Below are 20,505 nucleotides of genomic sequence, written 5' to 3'. Positions count from 1 at the left end.
GAAAAAGCAAGAGGCTGTATAAAATCTATTCTTTTTTCTCAGCTGCAGGCGCAGAAGGCACATCTTCCAGAGCGAGCTCTTCCGGCTAACCTGCCTGCACTTCTTCTATCTGCGCTTCCAGTTCTTCCGCAAGCCCTTGGAGCAGGCGGCTTATTTCCTCCAGCTTTGCATAAGTCATCATTTGTTCATCTGCACTCTCAGAAATTTCATCGGAACTATTTTTATTTTGCTCTGCAATAAATATAACGTCTTTAATTGCAGCTTCCATTTCTTTTGTTTCTTCTGACATATTTCTCGATAATTGATGAGAGTGCTTTGTTTGTTCTACTACAATATCAATATGCTCTTTTATTGTGGAGAAAATATCGTTTGCTTGTCTTACCTCCTGTGTGCCGGTACTTACATGGGTTTTGCTTTCTTCCATAACCTGATTCATTTTCTCAGAATCATGAATAAGTTCCTGGAGTACCTCTGCTATCTTTCCGGCATAGTTCTTGGATTGATCCGCGAGTTTGCGCACTTCCTCCGCTACAACTGCAAAGCCTCTTCCTGCTTCTCCTGCACGTGCTGCTTCGATAGCAGCGTTCAGTGCAAGCAAATTCGTCTGCTCAGAAATCTCTGTCATTAAATCGAGCGTTTTCTCTATGTCGGCAGATCTTTTCTCCAGCTGTCGGGAGGCTTCGTCCATCCTTGTAACTCCTTCTTCTATTTTATACATTGCCTCTTCTGACTGTTTCATTTTTACCCTGCCTGCTGCTACCTGCTCCAGCACAAGTTCTGCAGAGTCCGTACTTTGTTCCGCCTGCTCTGTGACCTGTCTGGACTTTTCACCTGCCAGTGCTGCAGCTGCCTGCGTCTGCTCTGAAGCACTCAGCTGCTGCTGCGCACCTGCCACCATATTTGTTATGGCACCTGTTATTTCCTGAGAGGAATTTGTTACTGTATCTACACCGGATTTCAACTCTTTTACACTGCCTACCACACTCCCGGCAGTAGTTTTTAATTTGTTAATTAATTCATCGATTGTACCTTTATTTTTATTTTCCTGTGCAGCTACAGCTGCATAATACCGCTGTCTGGCCACCAGCTGAATGATAATTACCCCTGCCGTAAAGATAAGAAATACTGCATGAATCATTAATAAATAAAATGGATAATCTGAAGTGCCGCAGAGCAGCTCAGGAACAGTAAAATATCCCGCAAGATGCTGAATGGCAAAAATGATCGTGCTGATAAGTACTAATCTTATACTGTCAAAATAAGCAAGACTCGCAAGTACCATAAAAATGGAAAAATGATATTCTACCATTCCATCTCCGCCGGCAATAATAGAAATGCTTCCAAAGGTAAGTGTCAGCATAATCAAAACTGGCATCCAGGCATGTTCTTTGTTCTTTAAAAAGAAAACCACTGCCGTTCCAAATATGATAAAGGGCAGAAAAAGCAGAAAATTTAATGCCGGGGTCAAGCTTGCCGGCTGGGAACTCTGCACCTGCGATAAAAGCAAATAGGTATCGAGCCACCCCACTTCCCGATGCATCACGTGAACAAAAACTGACAACAATAATACAAATCCAGCAAACCCCAGCATAATAACATTTTTTCTTCCCTGCATTTCCATTCTCCCTCTCTCCACAATTTCATCAATACTATAGTTCTAATCTTTTGTACCCTTATATTTTAATTATAAACATTTTTCGACAAAAATTACACAACTTTATGCTCATTATTTTCATTATTTTTCTTAACACTTAGAAAAACAAATCTTTTTAATGTATTTATTGCCAATAAGTAAATAATTAAGTAGTTCATAAGTATGCTAAAAACTTTCTATATATCGTAAAAGCTCTATTGCTATGCCACTGCCGGTGAAGGCTTTCCAGGAATTAACTTTAAACGATTTAATATGACACAAAAAAACCTGTTGATATTTGTCAACAGGCAGCGTGCTTACAGCTTTACGAATGAAGGCAGATGATTGTATCCCATTTCTCTTACATATACAAACAAATTTCCTTTATGGTTTATCTCATGTTCTACAGCGATTTCGACTAATCTCCAGGCAGGTGCTTTAATTCCCAGAGTTTGTGATGCATCGATAGGATGCTGCATCATTTCTTCATCGATCCCTTCCAAAAGTTTCACCGAGGTATCAGTATATCGATCTACTAATTCAAGAAGGCTCACCTTTTCTGTGTCACAGTAAAGCTTTTGATAAGGTCTCTGTGCAGCCAGACAGATAATATGGTGGGTAATATCCAGGGTATGCATGATTAGTTCTTCCGCTGTCATCGCAGTGGCAGTCGGTTTATGATTTAAGTGCGCTTCAGGGATTTTATTGACAAGTGATCTGGTCACTTTACGATGGGATAAAAATTTTTCTTTATAATATTTATTATCTTTTTTCATATTACTTTGCCTCCTTCATTCCTTTAATAACCAATTCCCCGGATTTATTATAGTAAAAACACATTTTCCCCTTCCAGATTTATCAAATAAATTCATTTGTTGCTTTTTAGTCGCTTTAGCACTAAAAAAGAATAAGTAAAAAAGACTAATACTTTAAATATCAGTTGAATTTTTATTGTTTTTTCTTTAATTCACTACTTAAGTTTCATATTTTAATAAATTATTACTTCCACGAATTTCCTGAATATATTTTTCCGGAGAGTTGCCGAATGTTTCGTCAAAATATTAATATAATGTTCGTTATGAAAGAAATCCCTACATGTAATAATACGAGATATCCTTATTACTTTTTCAACGGGGCCCAGTGCCCGGGGAAACATTTATCTCTAACGCAGCGTACTTCTTATTATCTGTAATTCGCCGTTATTAAATCACAAAAAGCTCCCTCCGCTTCCGGAGAGAGCTTTCTGCAAATTTCACAGCTGTGTTTAAGTTTCATACATTGTATTAGTTTGAACAGGGTATTACTTATCGTGCTTGGAACCCCAGCTTTCAATATTTTTAATACCTTTCACGCTGTCGCGGTAGAAAGTAGGATCGAGTCCTCTGCGCGTCTGGTTCTGATAATGACGCAGTGCTTTAATTGCAATGTGTCCAAGCAACAGAACTGCGATGAGGTTTACCAGTGCCATGGAGCCCATAAACAAGTCTGCCATTGCCCAGATGATTTCAAGATCCGCTGTCGCACCTGCAAGAATCATGAGCAGGAAAGTAATACGGAACAGCGTCAGATAGATCGGTTTCTCTGATATAAATTCTATATTTACCTGACCGTAATAATAGTTTCCAAGCAGTGAGCTGAATGCGAAGAAAAATACAGCGAGCGTAACAAATATGGTTGCGCCTTCTCCCACGTGCTCTGCCAGTGCCATCTGCGTCAGCTGAATTCCTTCCATATCTCCTACCGTATACACATCGGTTAACAGAATAATAAACGCAGTGGCAGAACAGATTACAATTGTATCTACCAGTACACCAAGTGACTGCACGAGTCCTTGTTTTACTGGATGATTTACGTAAACTGTCGCTGCAGCGTTCGGTGCACTACCCATACCAGCTTCGTTGGAGAAGAGGCCACGCTGCACCCCGGTCATAATTGCTGCACCAATACCCCCGCCGACAACTTCTTCCAAGCCGAAGGCATTGCTGAAGATAAGAGCAAATACTCCAGGAACCTGGTCAAAATTAATAATCATAATGACTAACGCTCCAATGACATATGTAACCGCAAAAATAGGCACAATTACTTCTGCTACTACTGCAATACGCCGGATGCCTCCAAAAATGATAAAGGCCATCATTGCTGCAATAATGATACCAATTACAATCGGTGGAATATCAAAAGCTCCTACAAACGCATCGGAAATAGTATGTGTCTGTACGCCGTTGAATATTAACCCAAAACAAAGGACCATGAGTACGGCAAACAGAATCCCCATTCCCCGGGAGCCCAGTCCTCTCTGCATATAGTATGCAGGACCGCCGCGGAATCCATCTTTATCTTTCACTTTGTAGATCTGTGCCAGGGTACTTTCGACAAAGCCGGTAGCAGCCCCGATCAGTGCTACAATCCACATCCAGAAGATAGCACCAGGCCCACCTACGGAGATAGCAATCGCTACACCTGCTAAGTTTCCAGTACCTACACGCGCTGCAGTACTAATTGCAAAAGCCTGAAAAGGCGTTGTTCCTTTCCCCTCTTTAAAAGGCGTGCGATCTGTTCCTTTAAACAGCTCCCGGATCATTGCAGGCAATAACCGGAATTGAACAAAGTTGGTTCGGATTGTTAAGAAAAGTCCAAGACCAAGTAAAAAGATAATAAGTACGTATGTCCAAAGTAAATCATTTCCCAGGTCTACAAGGCTTCCGAACCAGGTATCTGCAGAAAACCAGTCAGTCATATCATTTCCTCCTTTTTCCATTTCAATTACAAGAATTTTTCCCTCAGCTATTATAGCATAAACTGATTTTATTGCTGCTAAAGACTATGTAACCTTTAAAAGGGCTGTCAGCTTATATTCCATACCCTGGTCTTCAAGATTTATAACTAAGATATGTATTTATTTTTATTAATATTTAAGCTTCCTTGAAAAGAGTCCGTTTATAAGATATATATTTTGCTGCTGCCCTCTCAATGAGGCTTACTCAAGGGCTTGTTCCCGACTGATTTCTTTAACAGAGCGGGGCTTCCATCGATCCACAGACAGCAGGGTTCTACGCAGCCATTGAGAATATGGAAAAACTTCGCTTCCGCTCAGCTCGTCTTGGAGAAGATCTCCGCCGCAGGCGCGCCTTCCTTATAAAAACCCAGCTTTTACAGTGCGAATATGTAAAATCAATGCGGAAAAAGGCCATCCCCTGAAGGGACAGCCTTTTCTCAGAGTGTTTATAAAGTAAGAAATTTTGTATATTTATGATTTGCTGCGTATAGGTTCTCCTCCGCTTTTCGGCGGAAGCTTGCCGTGGGCTTGTCTTCAGCTATTTGTAATGCTTCTTGGCATTACAAAGGATCTTCAGACTGCGCTTCAATCCCACTGGCGTCACCGCCGGGCGCTATGGAGAAAATTCATTTTCGAAGAAAAAGTGTTCATATCTCTGCGGTTTCGTATAAAACCATTGCCTCCCTTAATCATGCTGCAGTCGCAGAAGAGTCGACTCCTGGAGGATTTGAACGATTCTTATATCTTCCCAGGCGTTCTTTCTGGGAAAATATAGTAAGCATGCGCGAAACCAGCCAATGATCTTGAAAGCACTGGAAAGAGCTCTTTGCTTTCGTGAAGCCATGCTTTTCTTTTAGGCTCTGTTAAAGCTAGTGTTGATATAAGAAAGGTACGCCTAAGGATCTTTTTTCTTCGCCTGCCGCGGAGAAAACCTTCAACTATCCCTTCGAAATAAGCAGGGTTCCGCGCAGCCAATCCAAGCAAGACTAAACCGTCTTTCTTGGATTCAAGAGCCCGGCTGGCTTCACACCTGCTTTACGAGTTCGTCTGCAGTGCGAGACGAACCTTCGATCTTCACGCTTTCTTTTTCCGCAGGCGTCTAAACCACCTTGGCTTCGTTTTTTATGGAGAAGAAAGTATGAAACAAAACAGTCCCTCTCTTTTGTTTTACAAAGGAAAGAACGAAGCGAAAACCGGCGGACGCCTGTATTAAAGAGAGCATTGCTCCGCTCGACCAACAGTCCTCCGCACAAAGAACGTAAAGAGGACTTTAAGAGCATTTGGTCGGCTGCACAAATGCTTTCGGCGGTGAAAGTTCATACCGCCTCTGGCAGAAGGAGGTCGGAAGATCCCGGAAGACGTTAGTCTACCCGGAGATCTCCTCCACGGCAAGCCTGCCGAGTTGCAGCGAAGTCTTCTATTATTATCAACACTGAACATTAACAGAGCTTTCTTTTAAGAAGGCAGGTTCGCGGAGAGAGTTCCCTCAGGAAAGCGACACTTCAGAGACAAAAGCATAAAATCGAATACTTATACAAAAAAAGTACTTTTTCAACAGCCTTTTCTCTATAATACGTGCTGCTTCTATTTTTTCCTGAAATCAGCGGGTTATTACTCAGAAATTCCTGCCTGTACTTCTGCAATCATTTCTTTTACTGAAGTAACACCGCCTGCTGCCAGGTACCAGTAGTCCGGTGACAAGTGTACGATATTATCATTCTGTGCTGCGTTTGTCTGGTTAATAATATCATTATCCAGTACTTCTTCAGCAGATTCTTCTTCTCCGTCACTTACTACAGCTCCCCGGTCAAGTACAAAAAGGGTGTCAGGATTTGTTTCCAGGACGTATTCAAAAGAAACGTTCTGTCCATGACTCGAGTCTTCAATATTCTCGTCGGCTGGAGTAATCCCGAATTCATTATGCAGAATTCCAAAGCGGGAGCCAGGCCCATATGCGCTTAAAGAGCCTTCATTTACCATTACCATTAAGCCGTTTTCTTCCCCTGTCTCTGCCTGCAGTGCTTCCAGGTCTTCCTGAACATCTGCTAGTGCTTCTGCGGCTGCTTCTTCTTTATCGAAGATTTCTCCTAACGTTGTTACCTGCTCTTCAAAAGTTTCAATGTAATTTTCCTGGTCTACAGCCATAAGAACTGTAGGCGCAATATCATTTAGGTCATCGTAAGCTTCTGCAGTACGGCCGCCAATAATAATTAAATCCGGCTCCCAGCCGTAGATTGCTTCAAAGTCCGGCTCGAAAAGCGTTCCTGCATTTTCATAAGTATTTGCTGCATAATCAGATAAGTAGGAAGGAACGTTTGCCTGAGGAAGCGCAATTGGTTCTTCTCCCAGTGCCTGCATCGTATCAAGTACACCGAAGTCAAAAACTACGACACGCTCCGGGTTTACAGGTACTTCTGTTTCACCAAGCTCATGGGTAATTGTTAAAGTTTCTTCCCCGGCTGCTTCGTTTTCAGCCTCATTATCTTCTGAAGAATTGTTTTCTACTTCGTTATTTTCTTCTGTTTCATTGCTTTCTGCAGCTGTATTGTTCTCTGCTTCTTCTGCAGTATTATTCGCATTACCGGCATTATCTGCTTCATTGCTGCTGGAAGAATCAGCTTCCGATCCGCATGCTCCAAGCAGTAAAACTCCTGTAAACAATGTAATTGATGTTATTTTTTTCATGATAGTTCCTCCTGAATTTTCTTTTGAATTTTTTATGAAAAGTACACACATATTTTTTGGTTATTAATCTCTTGCACCTGAAAATCCATATCATATATTTCTTTTAAATGATCCGGATGAATTACTTCCCATGTACGTCCTTCTTTCACTACTTTTCCGTTTTTCATTGCTAAAATAAAATCCGAGTAGCAGGAAGCGAAGTTAATATCATGTACAACGAGCACCACTGTCTTTCCTAAATCATCCACCAACGACCGCAGTACCTTCATAATTTGTACAGAATGGCGCATATCCAGATTATTTAAAGGCTCATCCAGCAGAATATAATCGGTATCCTGCGCGAGGATCATAGCAATAAAAGCACGTTGCCGCTGACCCCCGCTTAATTCATCCAGATATTTATTCTGCATGCTTTCCAATTCCACATAAGCGATCGACTCGTCAATTACCCGTCGATCTTCAGCGGTCAAACGTCCCCTGGAATAAGGGAAACGGCCGAACGAGACAAGATCATAGATAGAGAGGCGGACATTCATTTCATTGGACTGTTTTAAAATTGCCAATTTTTTCGCAAGCTCTTTGTCATGAAAATGCTCCATCGGCATTCCATCGATAGAAACAGAGCCTCCATCCCTTTTTAACAGCCGGCTGACCATAGAAAGAAGAGTGCTTTTCCCAGCTCCATTGGGCCCGATAAAAGTTGTCATCGTACCTTCGCGTATGGAAGCTGTGACTTCGTCTACCACGGCAGCTGCTCCATACTGCTTTGTTACTGATTCTGCTAATATCATGATTTTCTCTCCTTTAATATCAGCCAGAGGAAATACACACCCCCGACAAAGTTTATGATGACACTCAATGTAGTGTTAAAAGTAAAGACATGCTCTACTACCAGCTGCCCCAGCAGAAGCGAACTCATTCCTACCAGCATACTTGCCGGCAGCAGCACCCGATGTTCATATGTTCTCATCAGTTCGTAGGTGACATTTGCTACCAGCAGCCCGAGGAACATAATCGGTCCTACGAGAGCTGTCGCTATGGAAATAAGTGCTGCTACAAGGATGAGCAGCCTTTTGACTATTCGATCATAAGGAACTCCTAAATTAACTGCATGATCTTTTCCGAGTGCAATAACATCCAAATAAGGACGGTAACGGAGACCCAGCAGCGTCAGGATGGCAAATACAGTTCCTGTAATGAATAACAGATCTGTTTCTACACGCTGAAAGCTTGCAAACATCCTGTTCTGTACTGTCTGGAATTCATTTGGATCCATCAGCACCTGCATAAATGTCGTTAAACTCGAAAAGAAAGTTCCCAACACAAAACCTACGAGAAGCAAAAAGTAAAGCTGATGCTTTTCTCCCCGAAAGAGAAGTTTATAAAATAAAAATGCGAAACCAACCATAATGAAACTCGATAAAACAAAATTCACATTCGCAGTTGTCATTACGAAACTGAGTGACCCAAACACAAATATAATAAAGGTCTGCACCAGTAAATAAAGCGAATCCAGCCCGATAATATTCGGTGTTAAAATACGATTACCGGTAATGGTCTGGAAAACTACTGTTGAATAAGCAATTGCCCCGCCGGTCAGTGCGAAAGCTGCGAGCATTTTTCCGCGTCTCGGGAGCACGTATTCCCAATTCCCATCAGCTCCGATTGTCATAAAGACCGTAGAAAGCACAAGTGTCACCAGGATAAGTAAAATAATTTTCCATTTAGAGCCCATAGCGCTGCCTCCTCAATAAGAGATAGAGGAACAATCCGCTGCCGATGACTCCAACAGTTAAACCAATGGGAATTTCGTAAGGGTAAATAATCGTTCGTCCGAATAAATCACATACTAAGACAAAAATTGCACCGAACACTGCTGTAAAAGGAAGGTTTTTCCTCATATGATCTCCTCGAAAGATGGTAACGATATTCGGAATGATCAATCCGAGAAACGGAATCATCCCTACTGTGAGGACAATCAAAGAAGTCATTACTGCAACGAGAATTAAGCCAATATTTACTACCGTCCGATAGGATACTCCTACGTTTTTCGCGAAAGATTCTCCCATCCCTACTACAGTGATACGGTCCGCATACCAATAGGTGAATCCTACAATTGGCACGACAAACCATAAAAGCTCATACTGTCCGGTAATAATCGTTGCAAAATTCCCCTGCAGCCAGGCAGTCATGTTTTGAATCAGATCATATCTGTATGCAAAAAACATGGTGATGGACCCAAGGATATTTCCGAACATCAACCCTACCAGCGGAATAAAAATCGGGTCTTTTCCTCTTACCCGTTCTAATATGTACATGAAGATGAAGGTTCCCGCAACAGCGAAAGCAACTGCCACTGAGATCCTCACAAGGGAAGAAGCGCCGGCAAAAGCAAGCATTGATACAAGCATTCCCAGCCTCGCCGCATCCATTGTACCTGCTGTAGTAGGGGAAACGAATTTGTTCTGGGTCAGCTGCTGCATTACCAGTCCGGCAATGGCCATACCTGCGCCTGCCATAAGAATACTTAATAACCTGGGCATCCTGCTCGACCAGAAAATCTGCCGCTGCTCCTCCGTCATCTGCCACACATCAAACAGCGAAAGAGAACTGACGCCGACAAACAAACTTGAAAAGGAGAGGGCACATAGAAGTAAAACTGCGTAACGTAATTTCATGGTGCTCCTCCATTTAAAACAATAGATATACTGATTTCTTTTTTCGATAATAACTAAGCGCTTAGTTAATCTTTTGATAATGAAATTCATTCTCAATTAACCGGTTCTGTTATATACTACCATGATTCTCAATTAGTGCAAACAATATTTTAAAGTTTTTTTACATTTTTTTCTTACTGCATCGTTTGAAAACCCTGTCATATTAACATTTACCCGATCACTTAAAAATATTTTCATACAATCGTAAGGATTTTTATGCAAAATGAAATTATTTATCAATTTCTAATTGAGAATCAACAGGAGATTTTTCACATCTTCCAGTTAAACTTCCTACGAACTCCACGCACAATTTTCTATTGCTTTCAGTACCCGGCAATTCCTGGCCACACAAAAAAACCGCCTCTGTACAAAGGCGATTTTCTGACCGTTTGTTATCAAGCGGCTGCCGGCCATTAGACCTGTTGTTTCTGCAGCAGATGATGAAACGCTCCACTTGTTTCATGTGCAAGTTTTTGATAGCCACCCTGCTGAATAATTCTGCCTTCTTCCAGTACTATTACCTGATCGGCATGCCTGATAGTGGAAAGCCGATGGGCAATCACAATAACAGTCATGCGTCCGCGCATGTTTTCCAGTGCCCGCTGAATATGATATTCATTTTCAGCATCCAGGGAACTTGTTGCTTCATCCAAAATAAGAATCGGAGTTTTTCTTAACACAGCACGCGCCAGTACAAGCCGCTGCCTTTCTCCTCCTGAAAGACGGATACCCCGGTCTCCCAGCATCGTGTCCAGTCCCTGAGGCAGGTTTGCTATGAAATCAGCTGCCGAAGCAAACCGCAGTGCTTCCCATATATCTTCTTCTGTCGCTTCCGGCCTTACCAGCTGCATATTCTCTTTAACAGATCCATGGAATAAAAAAGGGTCCTGAGGAACATAGCTGATAGTCTCGCGCAGTGCGGGAATAGATTCGTTCGTCAGCTCTTTATCATCTATCAATATTGCCCCTTCCTGCGGGCGGTGCAGTCCTAATAAAAGATCTATCAACGTGCTTTTTCCTGCGCCCGATTTCCCCACTACTGCGGTCATTTGGTTTACTGGAAATGAGGCAGCTGCCTCATTCAGTGCTTTTTTATCTCCTTCATATGAAAAGCTGACCTTCTCTATACGTATTTCTTTATTAATAATTAACGCCGGAGGTACCTGTTCAGTTTCCCATTCTTTTGCTGCTTCTGCTTTTTCAGTCAGCGAGCGTACTTCTTTAAACGCAGGCAGCATCGCAGCTATCTGCTCCATAGCGCCCTGCATGGAAGTAACTCTCGGCCACAGCCTGGAAAATATTACGATAATCAGCAGCAGTTGTGCAGCCTGCGCCTGGAATAACTGTAACGCAATAAAAATTAATAAAACCGTCAGGACAGAGGATGCGATTTTATAGTACATTTGCGACGTCGACTTGAGCCTGGTATATTCCATCTGCTCACTGCGCATCTGATTTGTCACCTTTTTGTACCAGTTTAATCGCGATGTTTCGAGCGTATTGCTTTTAACATCTTTCATCCCATTTATATGATCGGTAATCCCAGCTAAATACTCTTCCCCAAGCGTAAAATTCCTGCTTCCCAGAGCAACTGATCGTTTAAGAAACCCCCTTGAAAACAGAAGCAGAATCGCCCCTGACAATATTAAAAAGACAGTTATAGATGGAGAGAGCCAGAAAGCGATGCCGATCTGAATCAATGTAAAGAAAAATTGAGAAAGCAGCTGCAAAAAAGAATGCGTTCCTGCACTTGCTCTTGCGGTCTCTGCTGTTAATATATGAATTAAATCAGAATTCCGGTGCGTTCTGAAAAACCGCCAGTTTGCTTTTAACAAGGCACCATATGTCTTTACGCGGAGGTGCTGGAAGAAACCGTGCTGTAATGCAGCATGATGAATTTGAATTCTTCTGGATAGCAGCTGCTGAAAAAAAACAAGAATTAAATAGAGAGCAAGAATACCCGGCAGGCCTCCCAGCAGCGCAGGTATTTTTTCTAAATATGTGACGATACTGCTGAGAACCGAACCTTCTATATGAAAATCAATAATGCCTGTAGTGCTGATCAGTGGAATTAACAACAGGACAGCAAATCCTTCCAGCAGACTCATTAAGCCCATAACCAGCAGTGTGATATAGAGGGCAGGCCCCGCATATTGATGAAGCTGCTTGTAGAAATACCATAAATGTGCCATGCTGTTCCCCCCTGCTACTGCGTCACTGCAGTTTTTTTGGTTTTTCGCCAAATCCACAATAATGGCCTGATCGGAATATAAAGAAAATATAGAGATTTGGGCATTTTCAGGATCGCTACATCTTCCGGATAAGGATAGAGGAAGCTGCTTACAAATAGAAGCTTCCGACGGACAGACAATAGCGAAAATAAATATTTCCTGTGATACTTTGAGACATATTCCGGAACAACCTCTGCATGCAATTCAACTTTCCTGGAAAGATAGAACATCGTATTTTCTGTTATTTTCATTACTTTTTCTGACTGCATCCAGGATGCTGTTTCTTCAGGAAGCTGCCGGTGGAAGAGTTGTTGACATAAAGCAAGTGCGGTCCCCGCTATCAGCTTTTGATCTCCCAGTATTTCCTCCAGCTTTGCCCAATGAATATCCTGCTTCAGCAGTTCATTCATGTCACACAGCCAGCGCAGCCTGGACCAGCCATGTCTCGCTCCATGTACCGCTAAAAAAGCAAATAAATGCTCTGTTCCCATTACCGGAATGTTACTTTGTCCGAAATCAACATACCGTCTTTCTTTCCACAATTTTTCAAACCCGGCCTCCCGACCTGGACCAGGGTGCATTCTCCAATGAAGCTCCACATGCACTCCGGAGTCCTGATGATAAAATGTTAAGTGATGATGCCGCCATTTCCAGTCGGGAAGCTTTTTGGAAAAGTACGGCCTCTCTTTATAACCGAGCTGCTGCAGCAACAGTGCTGCATTTTCTAATTCTTCCAACGGAACAAGCATATCAAGATCGCTCGACATTCGTGCTGAAACATCTCCGTATAAAAATTGCGCCAGCGCAGGCCCTTTCAGCACAAGCAGCCTTTGGTTGTTTGTCCGGAAAAAGTCTGCTGCTCTGGCTGTTTCTCCTGCCAGCTGTAATGTTATCAATGTATGCTGCATTACATGCTTTTGTATAGATTGCTTCCATTGTTCCGGTGGTTCCAAATGTTCTGTACTTCTGTGCAGCTGAGGAAACAGCCTGTGATGTCCTGCAAAGTCCATTACATTATCAATGTTTATTTTTTTCCAGTGAACAGGTTCCCGATTCAGCATACGTAAAATGCCGATCATTTCTTCTGGAAGCTTCCCGCTAGTCTGCCATTCTTTCATTGTTGTCTCCTTTTCCCGCCCTATCAGTGGCATATGTCATTACTACAGTGTACTTTTCCAGCTCTTCTGCTCCTGTAACATAATATTTTCCACATCGTGTCCAGGCATGTGCAACAAACTTTCCATCTTTATCTCTGCCTGTTCCCAAATATAAAGTAACCGGCTGGTTTCTTCGTGTCAGCATCTCCAGCGCTGCGGCTGCTTTTACCAGACACTCACTTTCCCACCACGCATTGTCTGCCATTGTATGAATCGCATGAGATACGTGCATAATGCTCTGTTTGTCTACTTTATCCCTGAAGCTCGTTTCTATGCCGGGTGTTCCAAATAAAGAAAGAATTTTTTCATTAGATTTTGTTTTTGCAAGTCTTCCTCTGGCGAGCGCAGCGTAAGCTTCTATATACAGTACTTTGGTCTTTAAAGGAATTTTTAGGAAAGCAGCAATTTTGTTTCGCATGCTTATTCTCCTAACACAATAAGTTCTTCTTTACGCATCATTTCCAAAAATACTTCTACTTGATATCTGCATTCTGATTCTGACACGTTATAAGTTTCCTGCAGCCGGGCAACAATATCTTTTATTTGGACAGGACCTGCCATAATATCCCATATCTCTCCGCCCGTTTCTCCCAGGTTATAATATTTTCCTCTGGCAGTATTGAACATTACTTTTTCACTGCCCATTTGACTCACAACATTTCCAGCAGCCTGCGTCACATATTGATTCGCTAAAGCTCCCATTGCCATCTTTAACTCTCTCCTTTCATTTCCCTCAAAATATACGAAGCGATTTCCTCTGCTGTGAACGTCTCTTTCGGTCGTTGAATGCTGTGAATATCTGCGGCGGCTGCCAATTTCACCATTGCCTGAAAATGCCATTCTTCCCAACCGCATGGAGCAATGAAAAAATTACGATACGTGTTCTTATACAATAGCTCTATTCCAGATAAACCGGAAATTCGTGTAACGTTAATATTTTTATTATCTGAGCAGATTAATTCAAAAATACCTCCTACCGGAAGTGGTTTGTTTTCGAATTGATCTACTACCGGCACATTAAATTTTTCTTCCCTCTCTATCACCGGCTCGAAATTATTATCTTTGATTCCAAAAGCGTCCAGACTTTTTTTCCATAACTTCTGCTGAGGATAAGCAGGGAATATCTTAGGGGTTTCTGTCTCCCAATGTACAGGGATAACATCGTCGCTTATCAGCCTGCATCCTTTTTTCATCAGTGCAGCTGCCGTCGTAGACTTTCCTGCGCCGGAATCTCCAGTGATAATAACGGCTTTCCCATAGATGTTTAAAGCACTGCCATGCATGGGCAGTATATTTCGCTGCATTAAAAGAATTCCCATGCAGCTTCCCATTAAATAAAGTCTTATTTTCGATTCAGAAGTAGAAATAAAAGGGTGAAATTCAATAAGCACTCCTCTTTCAACCGCAAAAATTCCTGCATCATCAATTTTAAAAAGTACTCTTACAGGATCAAAGACGAAATGTGTTCCCGGTGCTGCTTTTTCCTCCCATTCAGCCGCTAAATCCTTTCTCTCAATAAAAACATCCATCATATCAAAAGCTGCTTCCTTCATTCCTTTTAAAGGGAAAGAGCTGAAAATATTTAAACCAAAAGCTTGATAAGCAATTTTCTGCAGTGTTTTTTCCATAATTTCCGCCCTTTCATTTTTAAATGATAAAAAGACCGCGTCCGTGGAGATTATAGCGGCAGGAGTGCGGACGCGGAGGAAGCTGGTAAGTTATAAGTTTATTTCCAATCCGATTATGTTTGTCAGCTGCCAATATTTTTATCGCGGCAGCTTGCATTTGATTGTCCGTCATGCGTTTCACTTTTTCCTTCGGAAACGTCAAAGCAGTCAGGATTCGCATTCCCTGGTCCATTCATCGTCATTCGGATATCCAACACTTCCAACCTTGGGGCACTCCATTCTCTTTTCATTTTTCTCACCTCCCTTCATAAAGTTTTGTAAATCGATGTAATACAAGACAGCGGCTTAAAATGCGGAAGCCAGCATCCCCGGCATAAGCAGGTTCAGGTTCTTCCGGCATAGCTTTTATTAACTCTCTAATCAGATCCATATTCACCCAGGAAGCAATTCTGCCTTCCGCAGCCATCTTTTGTATTTCTTCTCGTATATCTGTCCAAATATATCTCATCCGGTGCATGATATCTGCTCCCTGAATACCTCTATATCTCATGTTAAGCCGGACATTATCCGGCAGCAGTCCTTTTGTTGCACGACGCAGGAGCGATCGTTCCAGGCCGCCTTTTACATACTGCTCTTCCGGTACAGCCAGGCAGAACTGAATTATTCGTGGATCATCTGTCGGGTCCCGATCCCATACTCCGGTACGGAGAGAGAGCGCAGTACTTGCCACCCCGCTTTTATTCCAGTGATAATTCTGCATGTAATACTGCTTTCTAAAGTGAGTAAGCTCTTCCGGTTTCAATCCGTTCATAACCACTTTATGTTCTCTTAATTTCTCAAATACTTTCGTTCTCTGAGCGAATTCAGAATGAATCCAGCTGGGAAATGCTTCATTATTTATTTTTGATTTTTTGAATGCTTTTTTCGCTATAAACGGATAAACAATTTTTTTCCCCGTCTGAAAATTTTCACAGTAGGCATCGAGCTCCTGATGCAGCTTTTTCCATTTCATTTTTTTCATAAGACTGCTGTAATAATAATAATTCAGCGTAAGCGATCCCCAGGAGATGGAGTGATTTCCTCTTGCTCCATTCAGCAGCACTTTCATACCATCTTCTGCTGCCTGTTCCTGAATTCCATGCAGCCAAAAGAAGTTTTCAATGAACTTAAATGGTGTTTCCAGCAGATGTAAATGATCATCCAGATCGCTGAAAGGATGTTTATCAGGGAGCGTCATTTTTTTAGGAATAATATTTCCTGCGTGAGCGATAGTGCTCTCAATAAACATTGATTCATCCGGCAGGTAGTAATTATCTGTCCAGTCCGCAAACCCCTCTGCTGGAATCATACTGTACGTATAAATTGGTTTAGGTGATTCTTTTGCAGCGATGCTGACCACTGTGCCTGAATCCAGCCCACCGCTTAAGTGCGCTCCCACTTTGCCTTTCGCTCTCATTTTGTTTTTGACACACTCTGACATTACTGCCATAAACGCTTCTTCATATTCCGCATCTGAACTTAAATGCACTTTATAATCCAAATCTATTAACGTAAACGGAGTGGATGTTACACCCTCCCTCGTAACGATAATATAAGTGGAAGGCGGGACCTGTTGAATGTCTTTAAAAATAGTATTCGTCATCGTCGCCGACTCCAGCATAGAAGGTATCGCGATAAACTGTGCTATCCACTCTTCGTTCCATGTGTAAGTCACTTGAGAAAGCTGAAGAAGCGGTGCTTTTGTTGTGGAAAAAGCTGTTCCTGACTTTCCTTTCCAAAAATACATAGATCTTGTACCGGAAGAATCTCTAATAAGAAATAGAGTTTCTTTTTTCTTATCCCAGATAGCTGCAGCATAGCTTCCAATCACATGATAGGCTAATTTTTCTTTCCATTTTTCGTATGCACGGGCCAGAAGCATGGAGTCAGTCATATATCTCCTTCGGTATGGATGAATATCCAGGTACCCGAATAAGTCCTGGCGATTGTCTAAAATAACATCTGCTGCTATCACATATCTTTCCTTATATTGAAACGGTAGAGCTTCTCCAATGGATTCCTCTGTCATCCACTGATGAGCACATGCAATAAAACTATGATCTTCTTTCCAGCTGTAGAGAACTTCGGATTGATAGGAAGCCAGCTGCTGCAGCATTTCAGAAGCCGACTTATCTATATCTTCTTCCCAGTGAACCAAACCGGCGACTGCGCCCATAGCAACCTGCTCCTTTCGTGCGTTTTAACGAACATCCCATGGAAAAAAGGGAGCCAACGAGAAAATGCTCGTTCGCTCACAGAAACAACTCTCTTATATAATTCTTAATAACGAACAACTTACGCTTAATTTATCACCGTTATATCGAACTGTCAATCGTTTTATGGAAATATTTTTATATTTTTTTATCCTGCCGCTGCGTGAATGATTTATGGTGACAATTCAGCTTTTAAATGTATTAAAATATGCGCTCATTTCCCGGGAAATGATTTCCGCCAATTCATAAAGAGACTCCTTCCTGCCATAAGCACCGTGACTTTTTCCGAGCTTATCTTTTCTTCCGCCCAGCCCCAAAAACTGTTCTGCCGGCTTAAAGGAAAGTACCACCGAAGGAATACCTTGAAAAGTACCGAATTTATAAGCTGCAGATGGATATTCGTGGAGGCGGCGCCATGTATCACCATGACTATATGTAACTAAAGAAGAAAATTCTTTCCCTAAAAATATGATTTTTTCCGGCTGCAGATACTCCACTCTTAAAGCAAATAAATCATGAACTTCAGCATGCTCCATCATTTCGTTTTTTCTTTTTACTTTACCTGCAGCTCTCTTTGTCGCAACTGGAAGAAAATCCATATGAATCAGTTTATCTTCCGGTCGATAAAAGGAAAGCCCCCATGCCTTCATAAACCCTTCCAGCTTTCCTCCATCCGGTTTTCCAAACCACTGGGAGTTTACCGTCATCCGCTCGAAATACTCTTCGAAATATTGCAGCATCTGCTGATAGTGTGATTTTTCCTTTACCCAAGCTGACATGGTTTCTTCTGTCCGCTTCACAGCAAACCGCTGCTTATCCTGCAGAAGAATGTTTCCGTGCCGATCCAGAAAATCACGGGGAGACGGATTTATACCAACTGTAATAGTGCTTTTTTTCTGAGAACGCCCCAGCCAGAGTACAGGAGTAGCTTCCGGAATAAAAAGATCCTCTCCAAATATATGGACAAAATTATCCTGCAGGGCTGCTGCTTTTTGCAGTAACGTATATTTGCTTTCACTTGTCTTCACTCATCCTCGCCCTTTCTTTAAAAAATCAATAAAAGTTCTTTATGTTCATTTGATTGAAATAGCTATGGAGCACTTAAAAACTCTGCGCTGATTCAGCGCAGAGTTTTCATTAAGCATTATTCATCTACATGGTCCACTTGACGGTCAAGCGTAAGCGGCTCATCTGTACGGTCATCAATTTTTATCGAAGTAACAACGCGTTTCGCGTTATTCTTTATTTCATTTAAGTGGATTACCTGTGCTACATCAAAAAGCTTATCAATGTCGCCTTCGATAATCGTAGCAGTCGGCGTTACCTGGTACTTCAAACCATTCTGCTCGATTACGGAAACAGCTCTTTCCACATCTCCGCTGAAGCTTTCAGATCCTGTTCCTACTGGTACAACGCTGATTTCTAATAATGCCATAGTTTATAGTCCTCCTTTGATTTCTTATGCTTAAATGTACTATTTCCAGTTTTCTTTTTTGTTAAACTTCTCCAGAGATTTTTACTTATTTGTCACTAACATGCAAACAAAATTCTTCTCTTAAATCAGGAGAGCTCTCCTAGCTGTTTTACTCTCGTCGCAGTCCTGTTCGAGGGCTCATCTTCCACTGGTTTCTCTCCCGCTGCGTGCCAGGCCTCAGACGATGCTGGATCCTCCAAGTTCACGCCTTCATTCTACAGCAGTGGTGGTTTTCATCGTCTATCGTTAAAAGATTCCTTCTGCATTGGCAGCTGTCATTTAGGTTCTTCTTTTTTCAGCTGTGTTAAAGGCTTTACTGCCGGTCCTTCCAGCACGGTGCCATCCACATCAAATCTGGAACCGTGACAAGGGCAGTCCCAGGATGTTTCCCCGTTGTTCCATGACAACTCGCATCCCATATGGGTGCATGTTGTATCCACAATTGTAATCTCTCCATGTTCGTTCTTATATGCTCCTGCACGGTTCCCATCAAAGTTTACTACTGCTCCTTCCCCATTTGCCAGATCTTCAAGTTTATTGCGTGATTTCCGGTCCATTTTCCCTTTCACATATGACCGTGCTACACTCATGTTTTCTTTGACAGCATTTTTTATATCCTGGGAAGGAGTGAACCTGGACGGGGTAAACAATTTTGTGTAAGGATTATTTTTTCCTGAAATATGATCTGCAATGATAGTCGCTGCTCCTACGCCCATCGCCATTCCCCATTTTCCAAATCCTGCTGCAGTAAAAATATCTTCTTTTCCAGGGGTAACTGGTCCTATATACGGCATGCCGTCCAAAGTCATAAGATCCTGCGCGGACCAGCGGTAAGGAATATCTTTTACCTTGAAATGTTCCAGCCCAAATTGACGGAGTGCCTCGTAGTTTTGCAACGTATCATCTTTCTGGCCGCTCGTATGCCCTTCCCCGCCGATCAGCAGCAGCCTGTTTCCGTCAGGATCTACAGCGTTGCGGATAGAACGCTTCGGAGATTCTGCGTTTAAATACATCCCCTGCGGTATTTTCCCTTCTATTCTAAAAGCAACTGCGTATGACCTTTCCACATGAAGCCGCGCTGCAAAAAGTGCCTGCAGATCTTTAAATGGATAATGTGTTGCCATTACCACATGGTCTGCTGTTATGACATTTCCATTTTCCATCAATACCTGCGGCCGTTTCCCGCGTTTAATATCTACTGCTTTCGTATTTTCATAGACAGGAGTATTCTCCACTTCCAAATACCGGAGTAGCTTGGATAAAAACCGCAGCGGATGGAACTGTGCCTGATCATGCATCATAATCGCTGACTCCACCGGGAATGGAAGCTCCGTTTCTTCTGATAACCGGCCATCTAACTCCAGTCTCCTGTAAGCTTCCACTTCCTTATTGATATTTTCTGCACCTTCCTGTGTTTCCGCATAAACATAGGAGGCCTGTCTCTCAAAATTACAGTCAATTGCGAGTTTTTTGCACATTCTTTCCATCCAGGCAATTGCATCCTCATTCGCATCATAATAAAGACGGGCTTCCTGCTCCCCAAAGGTGTCAATTAAGGAAGAATATTTCAGTCCATGCTGGGAGGAAATTTTTGCTGTTGTATAACCTGAGGTGCCGGCTCCCATTCTGTCTGCTTCGATTAAAGCAGCTTTGATTCCTCTTCTTGCCAGCATAAATGCTGTGCTGACGCCAACAATACCTCCTCCAATTACACATACTTCTGTATCAATGTCTTCTTTTAACGCCGGGAAAGATTGAGGCGCCTTTTCTCTCCATAAGGATTTTGATTCTGGTGGCAGATTTTTCATGTCTATCTCCCCCCTTACTAGTTTACTTTTTATTATTCCCTGCCACGAAATTACTAAAACGAAGTTATTTGAAAATTCAAGAATCTGTGTTATTATGAAAACGCTTACAGGTTTTAACATCCAGACAAATTTTAATTGGGAGAG

17 protein-coding genes are annotated in these 20,505 nt (G+C 42.2%); all 17 read right to left on the bottom strand.

Going from position 1 to position 20,505, the window contains the following annotated elements:
• Positions 1 to 85: 85 nt before the first annotated feature.
• Positions 86 to 1,621, bottom strand: coding sequence for a methyl-accepting chemotaxis protein (locus tag BLP92_RS10445; RefSeq protein ID WP_090842904.1), 1,536 nt, complete (start codon positions 1,619 to 1,621; stop codon positions 86 to 88).
• A 329-nt stretch (positions 1,622 to 1,950) separates the two neighbouring features.
• Positions 1,951 to 2,409: a DinB family protein gene (locus tag BLP92_RS10440; RefSeq protein ID WP_090842903.1), complete on the bottom strand. Its 459-nt coding sequence runs from the start codon at positions 2,407 to 2,409 to the stop codon at positions 1,951 to 1,953.
• Between the two features lie 524 nt (positions 2,410 to 2,933).
• A complete protein-coding gene (locus BLP92_RS10435; protein WP_090842902.1) occupies positions 2,934 to 4,370 on the bottom strand; it encodes an alanine/glycine:cation symporter family protein in 1,437 nt (478 codons plus the stop codon).
• 1,650 nt (positions 4,371 to 6,020) lie between these two features.
• Positions 6,021 to 7,094: a siderophore ABC transporter substrate-binding protein gene (locus tag BLP92_RS10430; protein WP_090842901.1), complete on the bottom strand. Its 1,074-nt coding sequence runs from the start codon at positions 7,092 to 7,094 to the stop codon at positions 6,021 to 6,023.
• 32 nt (positions 7,095 to 7,126) lie between these two features.
• The gene (locus BLP92_RS10425; protein ID WP_090842900.1) at positions 7,127 to 7,885 is read right to left on the bottom strand and encodes an iron ABC transporter ATP-binding protein; all 759 of its coding nucleotides are present in this window, start codon (positions 7,883 to 7,885) and stop codon (positions 7,127 to 7,129) included.
• Positions 7,882 to 8,829, bottom strand: coding sequence for an iron chelate uptake ABC transporter family permease subunit (locus BLP92_RS10420; RefSeq protein WP_090842899.1), 948 nt, complete (start codon positions 8,827 to 8,829; stop codon positions 7,882 to 7,884). Before BLP92_RS10420 ends, BLP92_RS10425 begins: the two co-directional genes overlap by 4 nt.
• Positions 8,819 to 9,772 (bottom strand): ABC transporter permease, encoded by a 954-nt coding sequence (locus tag BLP92_RS10415; RefSeq protein WP_090842898.1) that lies wholly within the window; start codon positions 9,770 to 9,772, stop codon positions 8,819 to 8,821. Before BLP92_RS10415 ends, BLP92_RS10420 begins: the two co-directional genes overlap by 11 nt.
• Positions 9,773 to 10,224: 452 nt before the next feature.
• Entirely contained in the window at positions 10,225 to 12,003 is a 1,779-nt protein-coding gene (locus BLP92_RS10410; protein ID WP_090842897.1) for an ABC transporter ATP-binding protein, read from the bottom strand.
• A gap of 14 nt (positions 12,004 to 12,017) precedes the next feature.
• Positions 12,018 to 13,160: a nucleotidyltransferase domain-containing protein gene (locus tag BLP92_RS10405; protein WP_175444249.1), complete on the bottom strand. Its 1,143-nt coding sequence runs from the start codon at positions 13,158 to 13,160 to the stop codon at positions 12,018 to 12,020.
• Positions 13,141 to 13,617: a lasso peptide biosynthesis B2 protein gene (locus BLP92_RS10400; RefSeq protein ID WP_090842895.1), complete on the bottom strand. Its 477-nt coding sequence runs from the start codon at positions 13,615 to 13,617 to the stop codon at positions 13,141 to 13,143. Before BLP92_RS10400 ends, BLP92_RS10405 begins: the two co-directional genes overlap by 20 nt.
• Positions 13,618 to 13,619: 2 nt before the next feature.
• Complete coding sequence (locus BLP92_RS10395) at positions 13,620 to 13,907, bottom strand: lasso peptide biosynthesis PqqD family chaperone (RefSeq protein ID WP_090842894.1); 288 nt, start codon at positions 13,905 to 13,907, stop codon at positions 13,620 to 13,622.
• 2 nt (positions 13,908 to 13,909) lie between these two features.
• Positions 13,910 to 14,827, bottom strand: coding sequence for an HPr kinase/phosphorylase (locus tag BLP92_RS10390; RefSeq protein ID WP_090842893.1), 918 nt, complete (start codon positions 14,825 to 14,827; stop codon positions 13,910 to 13,912).
• Between the two features lie 122 nt (positions 14,828 to 14,949).
• On the bottom strand, positions 14,950 to 15,117 hold the full coding sequence (locus BLP92_RS18340; protein ID WP_139148944.1) for a paeninodin family lasso peptide: 168 nt from the start codon (positions 15,115 to 15,117) through the stop codon (positions 14,950 to 14,952).
• A gap of 5 nt (positions 15,118 to 15,122) precedes the next feature.
• Entirely contained in the window at positions 15,123 to 17,042 is a 1,920-nt protein-coding gene (locus BLP92_RS10385; RefSeq protein ID WP_090842892.1) for an asparagine synthase-related protein, read from the bottom strand.
• Positions 17,043 to 17,264: 222 nt separating this feature from the next.
• Positions 17,265 to 18,107 carry a hypothetical protein gene (locus BLP92_RS10380; RefSeq protein ID WP_090842891.1) on the bottom strand — a complete coding sequence of 281 codons (843 nt, stop codon included), beginning with the start codon at positions 18,105 to 18,107 and terminating at the stop codon, positions 17,265 to 17,267.
• Between the two features lie 116 nt (positions 18,108 to 18,223).
• Positions 18,224 to 18,514 (bottom strand): MTH1187 family thiamine-binding protein, encoded by a 291-nt coding sequence (locus BLP92_RS10375; protein WP_090842890.1) that lies wholly within the window; start codon positions 18,512 to 18,514, stop codon positions 18,224 to 18,226.
• Positions 18,515 to 18,828: 314 nt separating this feature from the next.
• The gene (locus BLP92_RS10370) at positions 18,829 to 20,361 is read right to left on the bottom strand and encodes an FAD-dependent oxidoreductase (protein ID WP_175444248.1); all 1,533 of its coding nucleotides are present in this window, start codon (positions 20,359 to 20,361) and stop codon (positions 18,829 to 18,831) included.
• Positions 20,362 to 20,505 lie beyond the last annotated feature (144 nt).

It is taken from the genome of Alkalicoccus daliensis, assembly GCF_900103955.1.
Taxonomy (GTDB): Bacteria; Bacillota; Bacilli; order Bacillales; family Salisediminibacteriaceae; genus Alkalicoccus; species Alkalicoccus daliensis.
This window is presented reverse-complemented; position numbering and strand designations above follow the sequence as displayed.

What these genes read in the sequence shown, in the direction of transcription:
- BLP92_RS10445 (WP_090842904.1), bottom strand. Translation starts at nt 1,621, where the DNA reads ATGGAAATGCAGGGAAGAAAAAATGTTATTATGCTGGGGTTTGCTGGA.
- BLP92_RS10440 (WP_090842903.1), bottom strand. Translation starts at nt 2,409, where the DNA reads ATGAAAAAAGATAATAAATATTATAAAGAAAAATTTTTATCCCATCGT.
- BLP92_RS10435 (WP_090842902.1), bottom strand. Translation starts at nt 4,370, where the DNA reads ATGACTGACTGGTTTTCTGCAGATACCTGGTTCGGAAGCCTTGTAGAC.
- BLP92_RS10430 (WP_090842901.1), bottom strand. Translation starts at nt 7,094, where the DNA reads ATGAAAAAAATAACATCAATTACATTGTTTACAGGAGTTTTACTGCTT.
- BLP92_RS10425 (WP_090842900.1), bottom strand. Translation starts at nt 7,885, where the DNA reads ATGATATTAGCAGAATCAGTAACAAAGCAGTATGGAGCAGCTGCCGTG.
- BLP92_RS10420 (WP_090842899.1), bottom strand. Translation starts at nt 8,829, where the DNA reads ATGGGCTCTAAATGGAAAATTATTTTACTTATCCTGGTGACACTTGTG.
- BLP92_RS10415 (WP_090842898.1), bottom strand. Translation starts at nt 9,772, where the DNA reads ATGAAATTACGTTACGCAGTTTTACTTCTATGTGCCCTCTCCTTTTCA.
- BLP92_RS10410 (WP_090842897.1), bottom strand. Translation starts at nt 12,003, where the DNA reads ATGGCACATTTATGGTATTTCTACAAGCAGCTTCATCAATATGCGGGG.
- BLP92_RS10405 (WP_175444249.1), bottom strand. Translation starts at nt 13,160, where the DNA reads ATGAAAGAATGGCAGACTAGCGGGAAGCTTCCAGAAGAAATGATCGGC.
- BLP92_RS10400 (WP_090842895.1), bottom strand. Translation starts at nt 13,617, where the DNA reads ATGCGAAACAAAATTGCTGCTTTCCTAAAAATTCCTTTAAAGACCAAA.
- BLP92_RS10395 (WP_090842894.1), bottom strand. Translation starts at nt 13,907, where the DNA reads ATGGCAATGGGAGCTTTAGCGAATCAATATGTGACGCAGGCTGCTGGA.
- BLP92_RS10390 (WP_090842893.1), bottom strand. Translation starts at nt 14,827, where the DNA reads ATGGAAAAAACACTGCAGAAAATTGCTTATCAAGCTTTTGGTTTAAAT.
- BLP92_RS18340 (WP_139148944.1), bottom strand. Translation starts at nt 15,117, where the DNA reads ATGAAAAGAGAATGGAGTGCCCCAAGGTTGGAAGTGTTGGATATCCGA.
- BLP92_RS10385 (WP_090842892.1), bottom strand. Translation starts at nt 17,042, where the DNA reads ATGGGCGCAGTCGCCGGTTTGGTTCACTGGGAAGAAGATATAGATAAG.
- BLP92_RS10375 (WP_090842890.1), bottom strand. Translation starts at nt 18,514, where the DNA reads ATGGCATTATTAGAAATCAGCGTTGTACCAGTAGGAACAGGATCTGAA.
- BLP92_RS10370 (WP_175444248.1), bottom strand. Translation starts at nt 20,361, where the DNA reads ATGAAAAATCTGCCACCAGAATCAAAATCCTTATGGAGAGAAAAGGCG.